The sequence below is a fragment of the Sciscionella marina DSM 45152 genome, assembly GCF_000379465.1.
Classification (GTDB): Bacteria; Actinomycetota; Actinomycetes; order Mycobacteriales; family Pseudonocardiaceae; genus Sciscionella; species Sciscionella marina.
The window spans coordinates 252,657-271,715 of record NZ_KB905414.1; the positions used below are offsets into that span (position 1 = coordinate 252,657).

Here is a 19,059-nt window from a genome sequence, read left to right on the forward strand (position 1 = left end):
ACAAGCGTGAAATCCGGAAACACGGCAAGCGTCAGGGAATCGCAGACTCCACATCGGACAGCACCCCGTCGACGCCGTGCAGCAGCTCGGCGATTTCGCTCGGCCCGGCGATCAGTGGTGGTGCGATCATCAGCATGGTCGCACCACGGTCATCGCCGCGCAGAATGAGACCGATCCGGGCGAACGCGGCGGGCAGCACCTCACCGAGCACGGTCGCGGACTCCGCCTCGGTGAACTCCCGGCCCACGAGCCGGTCTGCCATGAGCTCGACGGCCCAGAAGAATCCCGTGCCGCGGATCTCCTTCACACATCGGTGCGCCGCGAGCAGCTGTGCCAGACCGGCGCGCAGTTCGGGTCCATTCCGGCGTACCCCGTCGAGAATCGATTCCTTGTGAATGGCATCGATCGTCGCGACGGCCGCCGCGGTCGCGATCGGATGCCCGCCCCAGGTCGCACCGTGCGCGAACATGCCACCGCGCCGGTCCCCGGAAAGCTCCTCCAGCAAGGGTTTCCGCACGATGAGCCCGCCGAGCGGGGCATAGCCCGCGGTGACCCCTTTGGCGAAGGTGATCAGGTCCGGCACCACGCCGAACCGGTCGCTGCCGAACCAGTGTCCCAACCGCCCGAACGAACAGATGACCTCATCCGCGACGAGCAGCAGGCCGTACCGGTCGGCGATCCTGCGCAGCTCGGCCCAATAACCGTCCGGTGGCACCAGCGCGCCCCGGCCGTTCTGCACCGGCTCCGCGATGATCGCGGCGACCGTGTCCGGCCCCTCTTCGAGGATGCGATCCTCGATGGCCCGCACACAATCCAGAGCCGCGGGATCACCGCAGTCACCGGTATGGCCGACGGTGTTCGGCACCCGCCCGATCCCGGGAAGCAGCGGTCCGAACGGTGCCTTGATCTTGTCGAGGCCGGTGACCGAAAGGGCGCCGAGTGTCGTGCCGTGATAGGCGAGGTCGCGCGCGATGATCTTCGTGCGCCGCGGTTCTCCGCGGGTGTAGTGGTACTGGCGGGCGAACTTCACCGCCGCTTCGACCGCCTCGGATCCGGAGTTCACGAAGAAGGTGGTCTGCAGATCGCCGGGCGCGAGCTCTGCGATCCGTGTCGCGGCCTCGATCGCGGGCGGATGCGCAGCGGACCAGTTCGTCGCGTATGCCATCGCCTTCGCCTGCTCGCCGATCGCCGTGGCGATATCCGAGCGCCCGTGCCCGAGATTCGCGCAGTACAGACCGGAAAGCCCGTCGAAGTAGCCGCGCTGTTCGCTGTCGTAGAGATGGCAGCCGGAACCCCGCACGAACACCGGGAAATCGGTCTGCTGCCACGACCGCCGAGGGGTGAAGTGCGGGCCGAGATACTGCCGTGCCCGAGCACGGAGGTTCGCTGTGTCCATACCGTCCTGCCTTCCGGTCAGAGTGGGTACCGTGTCGATCATAATGTTCAACATTAGACAGCTTGTCAATAAATCACCCATGTCACACCCCCTTCTTGCCATACCCAGAGGTATCGTTCGACAACAGACCGAATGTTCATCGCGATAAGGGAGCGGCGGGGATGACCACGTGACGGAAGAAAGCAGGCAGCAGGCCCGCACGATCGGCCAGAAGGTCCTGCGACCACGGCAGCAGGTCGAAGAATACATCCGGGCGATGATCCTGTCCGGCGAACTCAAAAGCGGCGAGATGCTTCCCCCGGAGGCCGAACTGGCCAGCCAGTTCAACGTCAGCCGCGGCACGCTGCGCGAGGCGCTGCGTTCCCTGACCACCCAGCATCTGCTCCGGAAGGCGCCCGGTTCGCGCGGCGGCAACTTCGTCCGCTCGGTCGACCACCACTCATTGGGCTCGGTCGTCACCGATTCACTGCACAATCTGCTGACCCTGGGCAGCATCGTGTTCACCGAGGTTGCGGAGGTCCGCCAGTATCTCGAGGCCCCGGCGGCCCGCCTCGCCGCCGAGCACCGGACCGAGGAGCACCTCGAACGCCTGCGGGATATCGTGCGACGGCAGAAGAAGGCCTCGGTGGACGACCCCGAGGTTCCCAAGCTCGATGAGCGATTCCACTCCCTCATCGCCGAGGCATCGGGAAACCGGGTACTCGCCGCGCTCGTGGCCGCGCTGCACCACGAGACCGAACCCGTGCACTACCTCGATCTCTCCCCGGAGGTCGGACGCGCGACGGTCCGCCAGCATCACGCGATCGTCACCGCGATCGCAGCCGGGGACGCGGACGCGGCCGAGGACGCCGTCGTCGAGCACCTGACCTATCTTCGCGAGCACCTCGCGCTCCGCTCAGCCGACTGACGGAAACCCGAGCTCAGGCAGGCGAAACACGCCTTCATCCTGGTGCCGGTGCCCGCGCGTCCGCTTCCGGTTCCGCCGCCCCCGAGGCGCTTTCCTCGGGGCGGCGTTCGTCATTTAAAAGTTGGACCTTGAACAAATAGTCAGGATCGTCTATCGTTCGGCAACCAGGTCCACTCGAGTACCGCGCCCGCTCCGCCCGACCGGCGGCAGAGACGCGAACAGACCGCCGCCACCAGCCCCGACATGCTCCCGGCCGTGCCAGGACACGGTCGCGCCAGTCGCACACCGATGACGCGCTATCAGACAACGCGAACTCGTCGCGCGGGGACGTCATCGCCGTGCTCACACAGCCGTGAACACGGTGCCCTCGCCCGGCGAGCGCCGCGGAAAGCGAAGTCCATGAGCAATCCGACGCGCACGCCTCAGGACACACCGCACCTCAACCCGACGATCACGTTCTGGCCCCTTGTCCTGCTGGGACTGGCCTACATCACGCCGACCATCGCCCTGGATCTGTTCGGCACTTTTTCCCGAGCCAGCAACGGAACGCTGACGACCTCCTATGTTCTGACCACGGTCGTACTGCTGTTCACGGCGCTGAGTTACAGCAAGATGTCGAGGAGATACCCGGCGGCCGGTTCGGCCTATACGTACACCCGGCGGGCGATCGACTCACGGATCGGTTTCCTGGTCGGCTGGCTGACCCTGCTCGACTACCTCTTCCTCCCGATGGTCGTCTGGCTGATCAGCGTCGTCTACCTTTCCGAACAGTTTCCCGGGGTGCCCAAGTGGGCCTTCCTGGTACCGCTCATCGCGCTCACCACGCTGATCAACGTACTGGGGATCACCGTGGCGAGACTGGCGAACGTCCTGCTGATCTCCTATCAGTTGCTGGTTCTGGCACTGTTCGCGTTCTTCTCCATCCGTCATCTGATCGGCGAGGGCGGCGTCGGCGCAGTGGTGAGCACCGGACCGTTCTGGAATTCCGGGTCGACGGTGGCCGCTGTTTCCGCGGGCGCGGCACTGACCGCGTACAGTTTCATCGGATTCGACGCGGTGAGCACATTCGCCGAGGACACGGTGCAGGCGAAAAAGGTGATTCCACGCGCCATCATCACGACACTGTTGATCGCCGGACTCATTTTCGTGATCGTTTCCTATATCTCCCAGGTATTGCACCCTGGCGGTGATTTCCACCATGCGGATACCGCATCGCTCGATCTGGCCAAGAAAGTCGGCGGCGAATTCCTGCGGTCCCTGGTGCTCGCCGAGGTCATCATCGGCGGGGTCAGTGCGGGGATACCGATCCAGGCATCCGGTGCGCGGCTGCTGTTCGCCATGGGCCGCGACGGAGTGCTGCCGAAGCGCTTCTTCGGCAGGCTGTCCAGGAAATTCGGCACCCCGGCGAACAACATCCTGTTGATGGCCGCGGTTGGTCTGCTCGCACTCGGCATGAGCCTGTCCACCTCGACCTCGTTCATCAACTTCGGCGCGTTCACTGCCTTCGCCTTCGTCAACATATCGGTGATCACTCTGTGGTGGCGCGAGCGCCGGACGAAAAGAAAAGGAATACTCGGCTGGATAATTTTCCCGTCGATCGGCCTCGCCGGAGTTGTCTGGTTGATGACCAGCCTCGATTCGCACGCACTGAAATTGGGTGCGATTTGGCTACTCGTCGGGATAGGCTGGCTCACGTATCTCACCAAATTATTCCGCAGGGAACCGCCGGAAATAAGGCTGGACGAAGCGGATCAGGAAACCGAAACCCGAAAATCGAAAAACACACAGGAGGCAACCCCGTGACAGCGAGCGAGCAGACCGTCGTGACCGTTCCGGCACAGAGCGGACGCGCGACGCGGATACCCGAAGGCGCGAGCCTGACGATCGTCGACGTAGAAGGCCAGCAGGTCGGCGATCTGTGGATCATCGATGCCGCCGACGACACGCGATGGCTCTCCACGGCCCACACCCGGGACCGCGTCGAGCGATTGTTCCCCCGGGTCGGCGAGCAGTTCATCGACCAGCGTTCGCAGCCGATCCTGGAATTCCTCGAGGACACCTCGCCGGGCAACCACGACATGCTGTACGCGCCGTGTGACCGATGGCTCTACGAAGGCGAAGGGCTCTACGAGCACCCGAATTGCCTGGACAACTTCACCACGGCGGCGGCATCGATCGGGCTGAACCCGCCGGTCGTCCCGGATCCGCTGAACATCTTCCAGAATTCCAATCCCGAGCCCGACGGAACACTCGTCGTGGGGACCGCGAAGTCCAGGCCGGGCGACCGAGTCACTTTCCGGGCCCTGCGGGGCGTATTCGTCGTGCTGACGGCGTGCTCCGTGGACTACTGGCCCACCAACGGCATGCGGTGCACCCCGCTGGAGATGCATATCGGCCGGGCACGATGAGCGAACATCCGACCCGGATCGTCACCGCGGCGACCATCAGAACGATGAGCGAATCCGCGCCGCGGGTGCAGGCGATGGCCCTGCTCGGGGACCGGATCGTCGCCACCGGGCCGCTCGCCGAACTACGCGAGCGGTTTCCGCAGGCCGAACCGGTGGACTACGGCCCGGCGACCGTGGTTCCCGGGTTCAACGACGCGCACCAGCATCTGATCGACCTCAGTGCGACCCTCGATCAGCTGGACGCTGGCGAGGAGCGCTTCACCGACGCACGGGCCTTGCTCGACGGACTCGCCGAACGGTGCGCGGATACACCACCCGGGCGCTGGGTGCGGGCCTATCGCTACGATGACACCCGCGGCGGTGGGCCCGGGATCACCAGGGCCGACCTGGACCGCGTCAGCACCCGGCATCCCATTCTGGTCACCCAGGTCTCCGATCACTGGGGTGTGCTCAACTCGCCCGCACTGCACCTCGCGGGCCATCCGGCCGAGGGCGACGGAATCGTCGCCGAACTCGAACTGTTCCGGCTTGCCTGGAGCGACGAACCGGTCGTCGAACTGCCCTCGACCGCCGAACGCGTCCGTGGAGTCGAGGTACTCAGCCGGAAATACCACGCCGCCGGGATCACCTCGATCGGCGACGCCCTGGTCAGTCCCGAACAGCTCGGGCTCTACGCACAGGTACGCAGGCAAGGAAGGCTGAGCCTCCGGGTGACCGCGCTCATCGACGCCACCTACACCGATGGCTTCCTGGACAACGGGATCGGCACCGGTTTCGGCGACGAATGGCTGCGCGTCGGCGGTTTCAAGGCATTCGTGGACGGAGCGGTCGCGGGGCGCGGCTGTTTGCTCGAGGAACCCTTCGAGGGCACCGAGGACCACGGCATCCAGGTCACGCCACCCGAGGAGCTGGCCGCCCTGTTCGCTCGCGTACACCGGGCGGGCAGTGTCCTCGCCGTGCACGCCAACGGTGACCGGGCGATCCGGCAGCTGCTCGACGTGATCGAGACCAACCGTGATGGCGCCCCGGGACCCGCGCAACCGCACCGGATCGAGCACTGTTCGGTCCTCACCGAGCAGGCATTGGAGCGGATCAGCCGGGCCGGGCTCGCCGCGGTCCCGTTCGGCTGCTTCGTCGCGGCGCATGGACCGAAACTGCTCGACTGGTACGGAGCCGAGCGGCTGCAGCGGATGTTCGCCCATCGCTGGCTACTCGACGAGGGGATCCCGGTCGGCGGCGCCTCGGACTACAGCGTCAGCCCGTACGAACCACTGCTGGCGCTGCAGAGCATGGTGACCCGCGAGTCCGCCGATGGCACCGTTCTCGGGCCCGCGCAGCGGATCAGCGCAGCCGAAGCGCTGTGGGTGTACACGGTCGGTTCGGCAATGGTGGCCGGCGAGCAGCGGTACAAGGGCAGGCTGGCGCCGGGTTATCTCGCCGACTACGTCGTGCTCGGCGCCGATCCGCTCACCGCGGATCCCCGGGAACTGTCCACGATTCCGGTGCGGCACACCGTGATCGGCGGCGAGACCGTCTGGTCGGCGCCCCATGAGTAGCCGCACCTTGCCGCTCGACGAGGCCGCGCGGGCCGAGCTCGACCTGCTCCGGGAAGGTGCGGAGCTGATCGCGCGGAATCCGCCCCGCCACGTTCCGGATCCACTCGCCGAACTGCGCGGGCGCACGACCGGTGGGCGCGAGCTGCCCGCACTACCGGAACCGCCCGCGGACCGGATGACCACCGGGTTCGCCGAACGCGCGGAAACCTTCCGGCGAACCGATCCGGGTCTCGGTGCCTTCGTGTGGACGGACTGGACGCCGCGGGCCGCAGCCGGCCCACTCGCAGGAATCCCCTTCGGTGTCAAGGAGAACATCGATGTGGCCGGGCACCCGACGAATGCCGGGCGCGGGGTGGAGCTCGCCAGGGCCAGCACCGACGCCGCGGTCGTGGCCGCACTCCGGCGGGCCGGAGCGGTGCCGGTGGCCGGATGCTCGATGACCGAGCTCGCGCTCGCCCTCGACGGGAATCCGCATCGCCGCACCACGCGCAATCCGCACGACCCGGTCCGGATCGCGGGCGGCTCGTCCTCGGGTTCGGCGGTGGCCGTCGCCTCCGGCATGGTGGACTTCGCCCTCGGTACCGACACCGGCGGATCGGTGCGCATCCCCGCGGCGTTCTGCGGTGTTCTCGGCCTGAAACCGACGTTCGGCGCGGTCCCGATGCCCGGCTGCGTGCCGCTGGCCCCGACGCTGGACCACCTCGGTGTGCTCACCGCGACGGCCTCCCGCGCCGCGACCGTCCTCGACGCCGTGTCCGACCTGCGTCCGCCCGGTCCCGGCCTCCGGCGACGAGTCCGCATCGGCTGGCCCGTCGACTGGGCCGAACAGGCCGATCCCGCCGTCGCCACCCGGTGCCTCGACCGGCTCCGCTCCGCTCCCGTGGAGCTCGTCGAACTCGGATTACCGGTCACCGCAACGACTTCGGCCGCGGCGAACTACCTCGTGCTCGCCGCCGAGGCGGCACGATCGCTGGCCGCAGCGGTGTGCGCGGATCCCGCACCCGATCCCCGCGTGCTGGCCACGGTCGCCGCCGGATCCCACCTCGGCGGGCACGAGGTTGAACTGGCGAACCGGCAGCGGCTGCGTATCGCGGGTGAACAACTCGCCGCGCTGCGCCGGGTGGATGCCATCGCCACCCCGACCGTGGGAGTCACCGCACCCGAGATCGGCGCGCCTTCGGTGCCCGGCGGACGAACACTGCCCTGGCCGGAGATCGGCGACCGGTTCACCGCCGCGTCCAACTGTACCGGTTTTCCGGCCGTCAGTGTCCCGGTGACCACCGGTCATCCCCTGCCCGCCGGGGTGCAGCTGATCGCCGGTCCCGGGGAGGACCGCTGGCTGCTCCGGCTCGCCGGGCTGCTGGAACCCAGGAACCAACGCCAAGGAGGGCGCTAACCGTGCACAGCGAGAACGAAGGACCCCTGCGCGGGCTCCTGGTCGTGGATCTGACCACCTCGTACGCCGGTCCGACCGCGGCGATGTACCTCGCCGATCTGGGCGCGACGGTGGTCAAGGTCGAACGACCGGGCCGTGGCGACGACACCCGCGGTTGGGGACCGCCGTTCGTGGACGGCACCTCCGCCTGGTTCGCCTCGGCGAACCGCAACAAGAAGTCGGTGGTGCTCGATCTGCGCTCCAGTCGCGGGCGCGAGGTGCTGCTGCGCCTGCTGGACACCGCCGATGTCTTTCTGCAGAACATGAATCCGGCGAAACTGGCCCGGCTGGGGATCGACGGCGAGACACTGCGGACACGCAATCCCCGGCTGATCTACTGCGCCATGTCGGGTTTCGGTCTCGACGGGCCGCACAGCGAACTGCCCGGCTACGACCTCATCGCCCAGGCACGCTCCGGACTGATGTCGGTCACCGGAGAGGCGGGGCGCAGTCCGCAGCGGGTCTCCACCGCGCTCTCCGATGTGGTGAGCGGAATGTGCGCGACGATCGCGATCAGTGCCGCTGCGGTGCGCCAGTCACGCACCGGTGCGGGCGAACTCATCGACGTGTCCTTGCTCGACACCGATCTCGCGCTGATGGCTCCCCGGATCGCCGCCTACCGGGCGGGGGAACCGGAACCGGAGCCCAGCGGCGGAACCGACTCGGTACTCGCGGTCTATCAGCCGTTCCAGGCCGCCGACCGCAGCATCGTGGTCGCGATCGGAAACGACGCGATGTGGCAGCGATTCTGTGCCGCGCTCGACCTTCCGGAACTCGCCGCCGATCCCGCGCTCGCGGACAACGCGGGCCGCCGCGACCATCGCGCCCGGATCATCACAGCCGTCGCCGATCGGCTCGCGGTCCGCCCGGCCGCCGAATGGCTCGATGTCCTCGCCGATGCCGAGGTGCCCTCCGCACTGGTGCAACCGCTCTCCGAGGTCCTGCGGGATCCGCAGGTCGTGGCACGGGGCGCGCTGCTGCCGGTGCCCGGTTCCGCGGGTGAGCTGGTGACCGTGCGCAGCCCGTTCCGGCTCGCCTCGACGGAACCGCGCAATGGCCGGTTCCCCGAACTCGGCGCCGACACCCGGGAGACGCTGCGCGGGCTCGGCTACCCCGAGGAGGAGATCACCGCGCTCGTCTCGGCGGGCGCGGTCGCCGAGACGGCACCCGCGCACGATGCGGAGGCCGCCTCATGAACGCGGTGCGAACCGAACGGTGTGGCTCGGTGACCACGGTGACCATCGATCGCCCCGCGGCGCTCAACGCGCTCAACGCCGAGGTACTGGACGCCCTGCAGGCCGCGGTGACCGAGGCGGCCGCCGATCCGGTCGTACGGGCGGTCGTGCTCACCGGCAGCGGAGAGAAGGCCTTCTGCGCGGGCGCGGACCTGAAGGAACTGGCCGGGATGGGCCCGGATCGGGCCTACCCGGCGATGCGTTCGGGACAGCGAGTTTTCCGTGCCCTGGAACGGGCACCGGTGCCGATCATCGCCGCGGTCAACGGGATCGCGCTCGGCGGCGGATTCGAACTGGTGCTCGCCGCGACCTTTCCGCTGTTGTCCACCCGGGCCTCGCTCGGGCTTCCCGAGTCCGGCCTCGGCCTGATCCCGGGATACGGCGGAACCCAGCGACTACCGAGCGCCGTCGGCAGTCGGGTGGCCACGCACCTGATGCTCACCGGAGCCCGGATGGACGCGGAGCGGGCCTACGCACTGGGGTTGGCTCCCCTGCCACCGGTGCCCCCGGAGGAACTGCTGCCCGCCGCAACCGGCATCGCCGAGACGATCGCCGCACAAGGCCCGCGTGCGGTCCGGGCGATCCTGGCGGCGATCGATTCCGGCCGCGATGCCCCGCTGGACACCGGACTGGCCGTGGAGACCGGGCTGGCGGCCACGGCCGTGGCCGGCGCGGAATCGACCGAGGGCGTCAGCGCTTTCCTCGATCGCCGCCCCGCTCGGTTCGCCGATCCGGAGGAGCCGCGATGAGCACCGAACCACTCGAGATCGACACCGAGCCGGACGCCTATCTGGCACTGCACGGGCTGCTCGACGAACCCGCCGCGGATGCCGCGCTGACCGCCAGGGAACGCGCGGTTCGCGCGAAGACCAGGAAGCTCGTGGCCCACGAGGTCGTGCCCCGTGCCGCGGGCCTCGATGCGACCGGCGAGTTCGCCGCGGACGGTGTGCGGGCCCTGGCCGCGGCCGGACTGTGCGGGCTGCTCTTCCCGGAACGGCTCGGCGGCACCGGCGATACGCATCGCGCCTATGCCCTCGCGATGGAGGAGATCACCGCGGGCTGTGCGGCGACCAGCCTGATCTTCATGACCCAGATGCACGCCGGTTACCCGATTCTGCTCGCCGGGGACGAGGAGCTCGCACGGCGCTACATCCCCGGTCTGCTGGACGGATCGTGCTACGGCTCGCTGGCCATCACCGAGCCGGAGGCGGGTTCCGATGTCTCGGCGCTGACCACCACCGCCACCGCGACCGGTCACGGCTGGCGGCTGCACGGCCAGAAGACCTTCATCACCAGCGGTGACCGCGCCGATGTGCTCGTCTGCTTCGCCACGGTGGACCGGAAACTCGGCAGAGACGGCATCACCGCGTTCGTCGTGGAGGGTGGCTGGGACGGGGTTCGCCGTGGCCACCCGTTCCGGAAGCTGGGGATGCACGGTTCGAGCACCGCCGAGCTGTTCTTCGACCGGGTCCTCGTGCCGCGGGCGAATCTCCTCGGCGAACCGGGCGGTGGCTGGCCGATCGTGCTGGGTTCGGTGGTGAAATCCCGGATCAGCGCCGCGGCACAGGGTGTCGGCCTCGCCCGCGCGGCCTACGCGCGCACCCTCGCCGCACTGACCCGGCTGCACGGCACCCGGCTTCCGGAGGAGCACTCCTTCGCCCTCGCCGGACTGCGCGGGCGGATCCTCCAGGGCAGGTTGCTGCTGCACGCGGTGGCCAGGCAGCTCGACAACGCCGAACCCGTCACCCCCGGTGTGGTCGGCGTGATGAAGCAGTCCTGCACCGATCTGGGCTTCCAGGCTGCGGTCGAGGCCACCCGCATCCTCGGCCCGCACGGCGATCTCGCCTGTCTCGGGGTCGAACGCTGTCTGCGCGACGCCAAGGTCACCCAGATCTACGACGGAACCAACGAAATCCAGCGGCTGCTGATCGGCCGTGAAACCACCCGCGCGATGGAGAAACCACTATGACAACACTGGAAGGCAAGGTCGCGATCGTCACCGGCGCGGGCCGCGGACTGGGCCGATCGATGGCGCGGGCGCTCGCCGGTGCCGGGGCCGCGGTGACCGTGGCCGCCCGCACCGGAGGCGAGCTCGACAGTTTCGTCGAGCAGACGACGGCATCCGGCGGCCGGGCGCTGGCGGTGCCGGCCGACGTCACCGACGAGTCCGCGGCGTCCCGAATGGTCGAGGCCACCATCGCGGAATTCGGCCGGATCGACGTGCTGGTCAACAATTCCGGCATCGTGGCGAGCGGTCCGCTCGTGGACCAGTCCGCCGCGGAGTGGGACCGGGTCATCGCCACCAATCTGCGCGGCACCTACCTGGCGACCAAGGCGGTGGGCGGACACCTGATCGCGCAGCGCTCGGGCAAGGTCGTCAATATCGCCTCCAACTTCGCCCTCCAGGGCGTCGCCGGGCACGCGGCCTACTCCGCGTCCAAGGCTGGGGTGATCGCGTTCACCCGCTCGATGGCCGTCGAATGGGCCCGACACGGTATCCAGGTCAACGCGCTGGCCCCGGGCTATTTCGCCACCGCGCTCAATGCGGAACTGCGCGCGGACCCGGAAGCACTGGCCAAGGTCACCCGGGCCATTCCCGCCCGGCGGATGGGCGAACCGGATGAGCTGGAGTCCTGGCTGCTGTTGTTGTCCGGCAGCGCATCAGACTTCATGACCGGCGAGACCATCGTCATCGACGGCGGCCAGAGCGTCCGCTGAAACCGATCCAGGAGTTCTGATGAACAACGAGAACCACACCGTCGCCGTCCTCGGCGCGGGCACGATGGGCGCGGGGATCGCCACGGTGACCGCGCGCGCCGGGTACCGGACGATCCTCTTCGACATCGACGAGCACAACCTGCGGCGCGGAATCGGGACCGTGCATGGGTTTTTCGACAAGAGCGTCCGGCTCGGCAAGCTGGACGCGGACGACGGCCGGGCCGCCAAGGAGGCGCTCAGCGGCACCACCGAGCTGGCCGAACTCGGCCCGTGCACGGTGCTCATCGAGGCGGTCGTCGAGGACCTCGCGGTGAAAACGGAGTTGTTCGGCCGCCTCGACGGGATCATCGCCGAGTCGGCCCTGTTGCACACCAACACATCCACGCTCTCGGTCACCGGGATCGCGTCCGGCTCACGATATCCGGAGCGGGTCGTGGGCACCCACTACTGCAATCCCGCGCCGCTGATGAAACTGGTCGAGCTCGCCGACGGCAGGCACACCGCCGGATGGGCTCACCGGAGCACCGCCGAATTCCTCGCCTCGCTCGCCAAGACGGCCGTGGTGACCGAGGATCGCCCCGGTTTCATTGTCAACCGCTTCCTCATCCCGTGGGAGAACTCCTGTATCCGTGCACTGGAATCGGGACTGGGCAGCAAGGAAGCGATCGACGCAGCGGTGCCCGGGGCGCTCGGCCAGCCGATGGGACCGTTCCGGCTGCTCGACATCGTGGGCATGGACATCCACCAGCAGGTCGCCACCCGGCTGTACGAGCAGCTGCGCGATCCGCGGTTCTTCCCGCCGCCGATGGTCGACCGGATGGTCAGCGCGGGCGACCTCGGCCGCAAGACCGGCCGCGGTTTCTACGAGTACGACGACACCCGCCTTTTCGGATCCTGAGGAGTCCCAATGAACGAACCAGTCCCCGACTTCCCGCGGATCGGCCTGCTCGGTTTCGGCACCATGGGCGCGGGCATCGCGCAGGTGTTCGCCGCATCCGGCCGTTCGGTGCTCGTGCTCGAAACCGGATCCGAACGCCTCGAAAGCGGATTCGCCGCGGTGTCCGCTTTCCTCGAGGAGGGTATCGCGCGCGGAAAGACGACGGCCGACGAGAAAAGCGCCGTGCTCGGCCGGATCGCCGGCACCACCTCGGTGGCCGAGCTCGGCTGCGTGGACGCCGTCCTCGAGGCCGTCACCGAGGACCCCGGAACGAAACAGGCGTTGCTGGCCAGGGTCGCGGCGGTGGTAACGGAACACACTCCCATCCTGAGCAACACCTCGGCGCTGTCGGTCACCGAGCTCGCAGCGGCGCTGCCGAACCCGGAACGCGTCGCGGGCCTGCATTTCTTCAACCCGGCCCCACTGATGCGGACCGTGGAAGTGGTGCGCGCCCTGCAGACCGAGCAGGCGCTCATCGACCGGCTGGTGGCACTGGTCGGGACGCTGGCGGGCAAGAACGCGGCGGTCGTCAAGGACCGTCCCGGTTTCCTGGTCAACGCCCTGCTGATGCCCTACCTCAACGACGTCGTCCAGGCCTACGACGAGGAACTGGCCACCGCGGCGGACATCGACCTGGCCATCGAACTCGGCCTCGGTCACAAGATCGGACCGCTGCGGATGCTGGACATGATCGGGCTCGACGTCCACCTGCACGCCACCACCGCGGCCTACACGGCAACCCTGGATCCCGCCTATGCCCCGCCGCCGCTGCTGCGCCAGCTGGTCGCGGCAGGACGGCTCGGCGACAAGACCGGACACGGCTTTCACAACCGCTGCCACTCCCGGGAGGACGACTGACATGGACTACGAGGACATCCGCATCGACACCGAGGGCCCGGTGCACACCATCACCATCGACCGCGCCCAGGCGGGCAACAAATTCCGCCACCGCACCTGTCTCGAGCTCTTCGATGCGCTGCAACGATTCCGGCTCGATCCGGAACTGCGTGCCGCGGTGCTGACCGGCGCGGGCGAGAAATTCTTCTGTATCGGCGGCGAACACGAACCGGCGACCTCGCTCGATCAGTCGCAGGTGCTGCCCATCGTCGACGTGTACCAGGCCATCGACACCATTCCGAAGCCGGTGATCGCCGCCGTGAACGGGTTCGCGGTCGGCGGCGGGAACGTGCTGCAGAACGTGTGCGACCTGAGCATCGCCGCAGAACACGCGGTGTTCCGGCAGGTCGGCCCGATGGTCGGCAGCTTCGACGCCGGATACGGCAGCTGGTATCTCGAGGACACCATCGGGCGCAAACGCGCCAAGGAGATGTGGTACTTGAACAAGAAGTACTCCGCCGCGCAGGCCCTGGAAATGGGACTGGTCAACGAGGTCATCCCGGCCGCGGGGCTGCGGGCGCGGGCAGCGGAGGTGGCCCGGGAGATCAGCTCCCGCAGCCCGCTGGCGATCGGCGGCATGAAAGGCGCCTTTTCCGCCCGGCACAACGGGGTTTCCGGTCAGGCACGAATGGCCCACGATCAGCAGCTGAGCCTCTACCTGCGGACCCGTGAGGCACACGAGGTCAGTGCCGCGTTCGGTGCGCGCCGGGTCCCCGAGGACGAGAGTTTCTGGTCATGAACCCACCCACGCGGTGGTACGGACCCACACTCGAAGGAGAGCACCGCGATCTGCGGGACATGCTGGACGAGTTTATCGCCGCGCACGATCACCCGCTCGAGGACGATCCCGCAACGATCGCCGAACTGGTCACCGAGCTCGCCCGGCTCGGTGTCTGGACCCTCGGCACGGCCGAAGGTGGTGGGGCCGGCCGTGGCCTGACGGCACTCGCCATGGAACGGCTCGGCCGGGCCTGGCCCGCCCTCGGCTGGGCTTCGGCGCAGGCACACGCGGCGGTGGAACTGTTCGCCGGAGACGAGCGGTGCACCGCGCTGCGTGCCGAACTCCACGCGGGCACCGCGGCCGTCGCCGTGGTCGATGCCGCCGCGGCACACGTGCACCTCGCCCGGCGCGGGACGACACTGACCGGGACCGTGGACCGGGTCGACACCGCGTGCGCGGACCCGCATCTGCTGCTGCTCACCGGGGTGGACACCGCGGTCCTCGTCGACAAGGCGGCACTGACCCCGAAACCCGTGCGCCGCACCGGATTCGGCGGGGCACTCACCCGTGCGCTGCGCGTCGAAGCCGCTGCGGACCGGCAGCGCGAACTGACCGGGGTGGACGTCCGGGCCGCGCGGACCCGGTTACGGCTCGGCGCTGCCGCGGTGGCCACCGGGATCGCCGGAGCGGCGACGGCCGCGGCCGCGGACTACGCCGCGCAGCGCCACCAGTTCGGCGCGGCGCTCACCGCGATCCCGACGGTGCGGCTCTCCCTGCTCGACCAGGCCGCCCGGGCCACGGTGCCACTGGCTGCCGCGTTCGCCGCCGCGGACGATCCGGTGCAGACGCTCACCATCGCCCGGCAGGCCTGCGACGACGCGGTCGAGGCCGCCGCTGCCGCACTGCAGTCCCACGGTGGATACGGCTACCTCACCGAATACGGGGCCGAGCGGCGGTTGCGCGACGCGGTCTCACTGCGCGCGGCCGCGGACACCGAGGGTGCCGCGCGCACCGCCGCCCGAACCCTGCTCGGCCTCACCGCCGAGGCCACGTCCATCCGGAGGAAATCCCCATGACCGACCCGGCCAACCGAAGCCTCAGCGCGATCCTCGGCGGGCAGTACACGCCGGTCGGGGAGGAAACCGCCGCAGCCTGGCGTGCCACGGGCTGGTGGGCGGGCCGGTCGCTCCGGTCCCTGCTCACCGAGGCGGCAACCGCGCATCCGGACCGCACCGCCCTGATCGGCCGCGGCGGCGGGGAGCGGATCAGCCGCACCTACCGGGAATTCTACCGCGCGGCCCACCACGCCGCGAACGTGCTCGCCGCCCTCGGGGTGGGCATCGGTGACGCGGTCGTCCTGATGCTGCCGAACCGCGTGGAATACGCCGAGCTGGTGTTCGGTATCAACGAGCTCGGCGCGATCTACGCCGGAATCCCGGTGAGCTACGGCGAACAACAGGCGGCGGCGATTCTGCGCCGGAGCAAGGCCAAGGTGTTGGTGATCCCACGCCGCTGGCGCGCAACCGAGCATCTCGAACTCTCCAGGACACTGCGCGCCCGGATCCCCACCCTCGAACACGTGCTGATCCTCGACGAGGACGAAACCGGGCTGCGCGAGGGAGAATCGCTGTGGTGCGCGCATGCCGGTGCGCCTGACCACGGGTTCCCGGAGCCGGACCCGGCCCGGATCTGCTACCTCGGTTTCACCTCGGGCACCACCGGCGAACCGAAAGGGGCCATGCACAGCCACGACACACTCGGCTACGCGATTCGCGGGCTCGCCGAACATCTCGGTCCGGCCACCCTCGGCGATCCGATGGTGCAACTGGTCGCCTCCCCCGCAGGGCACCACACCGGATTCGCCTTCGGCATCCTGCTCACCGTGCTGCTCGCGGGTACCGCCGTGCACCTGGACCGGTGGGAACCGGAGACCGGAACCCGGATCATCCGCGATGAGCGCTGCACCGCGTTCTTCGGCGCCCCGGCGTTTCTCCAGGATCTGATCCGCACCGGACTCTCCCCGGACTGCCCGTTGCGCTGCCTGGTGATCGCCGGGGCACCGGTGCCGCGCACCCTGCCCGCCAAGGCCCAGGAAGCGCTCGGTGCCTACATCTGCCCGGCGTGGGGACTCACCGAGTGCAGCATCATGAGCTCGGCCACCCCGCACGAACCCGAAGCCATTCAGCGCACCGATGGCGCGATCCTCCCGGGCTCACGGGTCCGGGTGGTGGACGCCGTGGGCGCGGACCTGCCCGCCGGACACACCGGTGACCTGCTGATGCGCGGTCCCGGCGTGGCCTATGGCTATTACGACCGCCCCGATGCGACCGGGGAGTGCTACCTGCCCGGCCTGTGGTTCCGCACCGGTGACCGGGCAAGCCTGGGCGAACACGGCTGGCTCACCCTGCGCGGCCGCACCAAGGACATCATCATCCGCGGCGGTGAGAACATCCCGGTCACCGAGGTCGAATCGGCTATCTTTGAGCATCCCGATGTGCTCAACGCGGCCGTGGTCGGCATACCGGACGAGCGGCTCGGCGAACGTGCCTGCGCGGTGCTGGTCGTCAAGGCCGGTCACGCGGACCCTACCGTCGAGGCGCTCGGCCGGTTCCTGCTCTCCAGGGGCCTTTCCAAGCACTATCTTCCGGAGCGGGTGGTCAGCCTTCGCGAGCTGCCGATGACCGCTAGCGGCAAGGTTCAGAAGTTCAAACTGCGCGAGATGTTCGGCTGACCCGGGGGTAGGGATCAGCGTCGTTGCAGTGCTTTGAATTCGCCGAGCCAGGCGTAGTTGGGCGCGGGGGTACCGTCCGGGAGCGGGCGCACCGTACGCGAGGCGAACAAGCTGTTCAGCAGCCAAGGTTGCTTGTCCGGGCCGAAGTTCTCCGACATGGCGGCGTCCGGGCTCACCCCGTAGGTGGCTACGGCGAGCCTGCCGGTGGCGCGGAATTTCTCCGTCTGATCGCGCAGGAAGGTTCGATTGTTCTCGAACCACGGGCTGGTGCGCAGCAGGTCGTACCACCGCTGCTGAGGAAACGGCTTGCCGAGGGCGTTCTTGATGACCTGCCACACTTTGGTATCCGGCCGGATGTGGTACTCGGCGGCGTACTCCGCGCTGACCCGGTCGGTGAGATGTTTCTGCCAGAGGTGCACCAGGGAGAACTCGGTGGCGAGAAATTTCTTGTCCGGGCCGAGTCGTGGCCGGATGTAGTCGAGGTAGGTGTCGACACCGGCCGGATCCGCGACGTGCGGGTGGATGTCGGTGCCCGCGATCTCCGGAGTGTCGCGCACATAGGACATCCAGCGTTCGGTGCCCTTGCCGATCTCCCCTGGCTCGTCGAGCTTGGTGAGCGCGCCCAGATACAGCGCGGTCTTGTCCCCGCCCGGATGCGCGGTCCGGGATGCGATGACATGACCGGCGATGGCCTCGTAGAATTCGTTGAGCGCACCGTTGTTCCGGTCCGGGCGTGGGCATTCGATGAACGGCTCATTGCCGATCACCAGGATGTCGACCTTGCCGAGTGCCGCCTCCAGCACCTTGTCCAGCCGGGCGAACTCCGCCCGCATCGCTTCGGAACCCTTGCGTGGCAGCGGTTTCCCGCGGTTCGGAAAATACGGGAACTTCAGCGAGAGCACGGTTCCGTAGCCGTGCGCACCGGCGCGCAGCAAGGTACCGATCGCACGCGACTGCGCGGCTTTCGCCTTGCCCGCATCGGGCAGCGCGAAAAACCCGCGCACCCACGTCGCATTCGCCTCCCCGAGCTCACCGAAAAGGTTCTCACTCGGAGCACCGTTGAAGTTCGCGCCGAGCACCCCGTCCGGCGCGGGCGCGTGCACCCGCCGGATCGGATCGGCACTGCCCGGCTTGTCGTGCAGCGAATTACAGGCCGTGGCACCGAATGCGCCGAGCCCCGCGAGCATGGGCACCTGGAGCAGGCGGCGCCGGGACAATCCACTCATGCCCGGACCCTCTCAGCCACACCGTGAAATCCCCATCTGTCCCGGTCTCGGCGCGCCCCGGAGAACCGCTCGGTGATCCGTGGCCGCGGGTATTCCGGTCACCAGCACGGCAGGAGCCGTACCGCATGGCAGACCGAGGAACTTTCCGTGCATCCGATGCCCGGGCAACCGGCCCGGATCGGCGGTTCCAGCCGGCGGTCGCTGACCCGGGCCGCCGGTTCGAGCGAGATCGGCTTCCGCACCGGGGAGAGCGCGCTGATCGCCCGCCGGATCGGCCCCGATCAATGCCCGGCTGACTGCGTTCACCAAACGGGCCGTGCGGCGGGCCCTCCGGCCGGGATCGATCGGTATCGAGGAATTACGGGCGGAACTGCCACCGGGCCGGGTCGCCTCAACGGCCGGTGATCTCGTCCTCGGACAGCTCGGACAGGGTGCCGAGCGCGCGCAGGAAGGGCTGGCGCTGCCCGGCGGGAAGCAGGGCGAGCAGCCGGTTCTCGTTGGCCTGTATCCGGTCCCGCACGGCGGCCCGCAGCGCACGGCCGGACCCGGTGATGTGCAGCAGCCGGGCCCGCCGGTCGGCGGGATCGGGCTCGCGCGCGATCAGTCCGGCCTCCTGCAGCTCGTCCAGGGTTCCGATGATCCGCGTCTTGTCCGCGCCGATCTCCTTGGCCAGCGCGGCCTGGGTGCTCGCCGGGCACCGTTCGAGCGCGTTCAGCACCACGTAGCCCCACATGCTCACCCCGTGCGCGGCGAGCACCGGGCGTTCGGCCGCGATCAGGCCACGCACCAGCTGCCCGAGCATGGCGGCGAGGTCAGGGCGTTCTCCTTCCGCTGCGGTCATGCGATGAAGATACACGTTGACCAATGATATGCGAGTGCTTATGATAAGCGT

The 19,059-nt window shown here is 68.6% G+C and carries 17 protein-coding genes; 14 read left to right on the plus strand and 3 right to left on the minus strand.

Annotated features, from left to right (window positions below):
• Positions 1–31 precede the first annotated feature (31 nt).
• Complete coding sequence (locus tag A37U_RS0131030) at positions 32–1,396, minus strand: aspartate aminotransferase family protein (RefSeq protein WP_026197783.1); 1,365 nt, start codon at positions 1,394–1,396, stop codon at positions 32–34.
• A gap of 169 nt (positions 1,397–1,565) precedes the next feature.
• On the opposite strand from A37U_RS0131030, the gene A37U_RS0131035 reads away from it, so the two are divergent.
• The 14 genes from A37U_RS0131035 (at position 1,566) to A37U_RS0131100 (ending at position 16,941) form a co-directional block, all read left to right on the plus strand.
• Positions 1,566–2,303 carry a FadR/GntR family transcriptional regulator gene (locus A37U_RS0131035; protein WP_020500574.1) on the plus strand — a complete coding sequence of 246 codons (738 nt, stop codon included), beginning with the start codon at positions 1,566–1,568 and terminating at the stop codon, positions 2,301–2,303.
• Positions 2,304–2,702: 399 nt separating this feature from the next.
• The gene (locus tag A37U_RS0131040; RefSeq protein ID WP_020500575.1) at positions 2,703–4,106 is read left to right on the plus strand and encodes an APC family permease; all 1,404 of its coding nucleotides are present in this window, start codon (positions 2,703–2,705) and stop codon (positions 4,104–4,106) included.
• On the plus strand, positions 4,103–4,711 hold the full coding sequence (locus A37U_RS0131045) for a DUF1989 domain-containing protein (protein WP_020500576.1): 609 nt from the start codon (positions 4,103–4,105) through the stop codon (positions 4,709–4,711). Before A37U_RS0131040 ends, A37U_RS0131045 begins: the two co-directional genes overlap by 4 nt.
• Positions 4,712–4,755: 44 nt before the next feature.
• Entirely contained in the window at positions 4,756–6,267 is a 1,512-nt protein-coding gene (locus A37U_RS0131050; RefSeq protein ID WP_240437727.1) for an amidohydrolase, read from the plus strand.
• Positions 6,260–7,663 (plus strand): amidase, encoded by a 1,404-nt coding sequence (locus tag A37U_RS0131055; RefSeq protein ID WP_020500578.1) that lies wholly within the window; start codon positions 6,260–6,262, stop codon positions 7,661–7,663. The genes A37U_RS0131050 and A37U_RS0131055 overlap by 8 nt, the downstream gene beginning before the upstream one ends.
• A gap of 2 nt (positions 7,664–7,665) precedes the next feature.
• On the plus strand, positions 7,666–8,898 hold the full coding sequence (locus A37U_RS46260; RefSeq protein WP_020500579.1) for a CaiB/BaiF CoA transferase family protein: 1,233 nt from the start codon (positions 7,666–7,668) through the stop codon (positions 8,896–8,898).
• Positions 8,895–9,686 carry an enoyl-CoA hydratase/isomerase family protein gene (locus A37U_RS0131065; RefSeq protein WP_020500580.1) on the plus strand — a complete coding sequence of 264 codons (792 nt, stop codon included), beginning with the start codon at positions 8,895–8,897 and terminating at the stop codon, positions 9,684–9,686. Before A37U_RS46260 ends, A37U_RS0131065 begins: the two co-directional genes overlap by 4 nt.
• Entirely contained in the window at positions 9,683–10,906 is a 1,224-nt protein-coding gene (locus A37U_RS0131070; RefSeq protein ID WP_020500581.1) for an acyl-CoA dehydrogenase family protein, read from the plus strand. Before A37U_RS0131065 ends, A37U_RS0131070 begins: the two co-directional genes overlap by 4 nt.
• Positions 10,903–11,655: an SDR family NAD(P)-dependent oxidoreductase gene (locus A37U_RS0131075; RefSeq protein WP_020500582.1), complete on the plus strand. Its 753-nt coding sequence runs from the start codon at positions 10,903–10,905 to the stop codon at positions 11,653–11,655. The genes A37U_RS0131070 and A37U_RS0131075 overlap by 4 nt, the downstream gene beginning before the upstream one ends.
• Positions 11,656–11,674: 19 nt before the next feature.
• A complete protein-coding gene (locus A37U_RS0131080) occupies positions 11,675–12,553 on the plus strand; it encodes a 3-hydroxyacyl-CoA dehydrogenase family protein (protein ID WP_020500583.1) in 879 nt (292 codons plus the stop codon).
• A 9-nt stretch (positions 12,554–12,562) separates the two neighbouring features.
• Positions 12,563–13,450, plus strand: coding sequence for a 3-hydroxyacyl-CoA dehydrogenase family protein (locus A37U_RS0131085; protein ID WP_020500584.1), 888 nt, complete (start codon positions 12,563–12,565; stop codon positions 13,448–13,450).
• Between the two features lies 1 nt (position 13,451).
• Positions 13,452–14,228 carry an enoyl-CoA hydratase-related protein gene (locus A37U_RS0131090; RefSeq protein ID WP_020500585.1) on the plus strand — a complete coding sequence of 259 codons (777 nt, stop codon included), beginning with the start codon at positions 13,452–13,454 and terminating at the stop codon, positions 14,226–14,228.
• The gene (locus A37U_RS0131095; protein ID WP_020500586.1) at positions 14,225–15,286 is read left to right on the plus strand and encodes an acyl-CoA dehydrogenase family protein; all 1,062 of its coding nucleotides are present in this window, start codon (positions 14,225–14,227) and stop codon (positions 15,284–15,286) included. The genes A37U_RS0131090 and A37U_RS0131095 overlap by 4 nt, the downstream gene beginning before the upstream one ends.
• A complete protein-coding gene (locus A37U_RS0131100; protein WP_020500587.1) occupies positions 15,283–16,941 on the plus strand; it encodes an AMP-binding protein in 1,659 nt (552 codons plus the stop codon). The genes A37U_RS0131095 and A37U_RS0131100 overlap by 4 nt, the downstream gene beginning before the upstream one ends.
• Positions 16,942–16,955: 14 nt before the next feature.
• Here A37U_RS0131100 and A37U_RS0131105 read toward each other — a convergent pair whose 3' ends face one another.
• Both A37U_RS0131105 and A37U_RS0131115 read right to left on the minus strand, forming a co-directional pair.
• Positions 16,956–18,167: a hypothetical protein gene (locus A37U_RS0131105; RefSeq protein WP_051111780.1), complete on the minus strand. Its 1,212-nt coding sequence runs from the start codon at positions 18,165–18,167 to the stop codon at positions 16,956–16,958.
• Between the two features lie 391 nt (positions 18,168–18,558).
• Positions 18,559–19,008: a MarR family winged helix-turn-helix transcriptional regulator gene (locus A37U_RS0131115; RefSeq protein WP_026197787.1), complete on the minus strand. Its 450-nt coding sequence runs from the start codon at positions 19,006–19,008 to the stop codon at positions 18,559–18,561.
• Positions 19,009–19,059 lie beyond the last annotated feature (51 nt).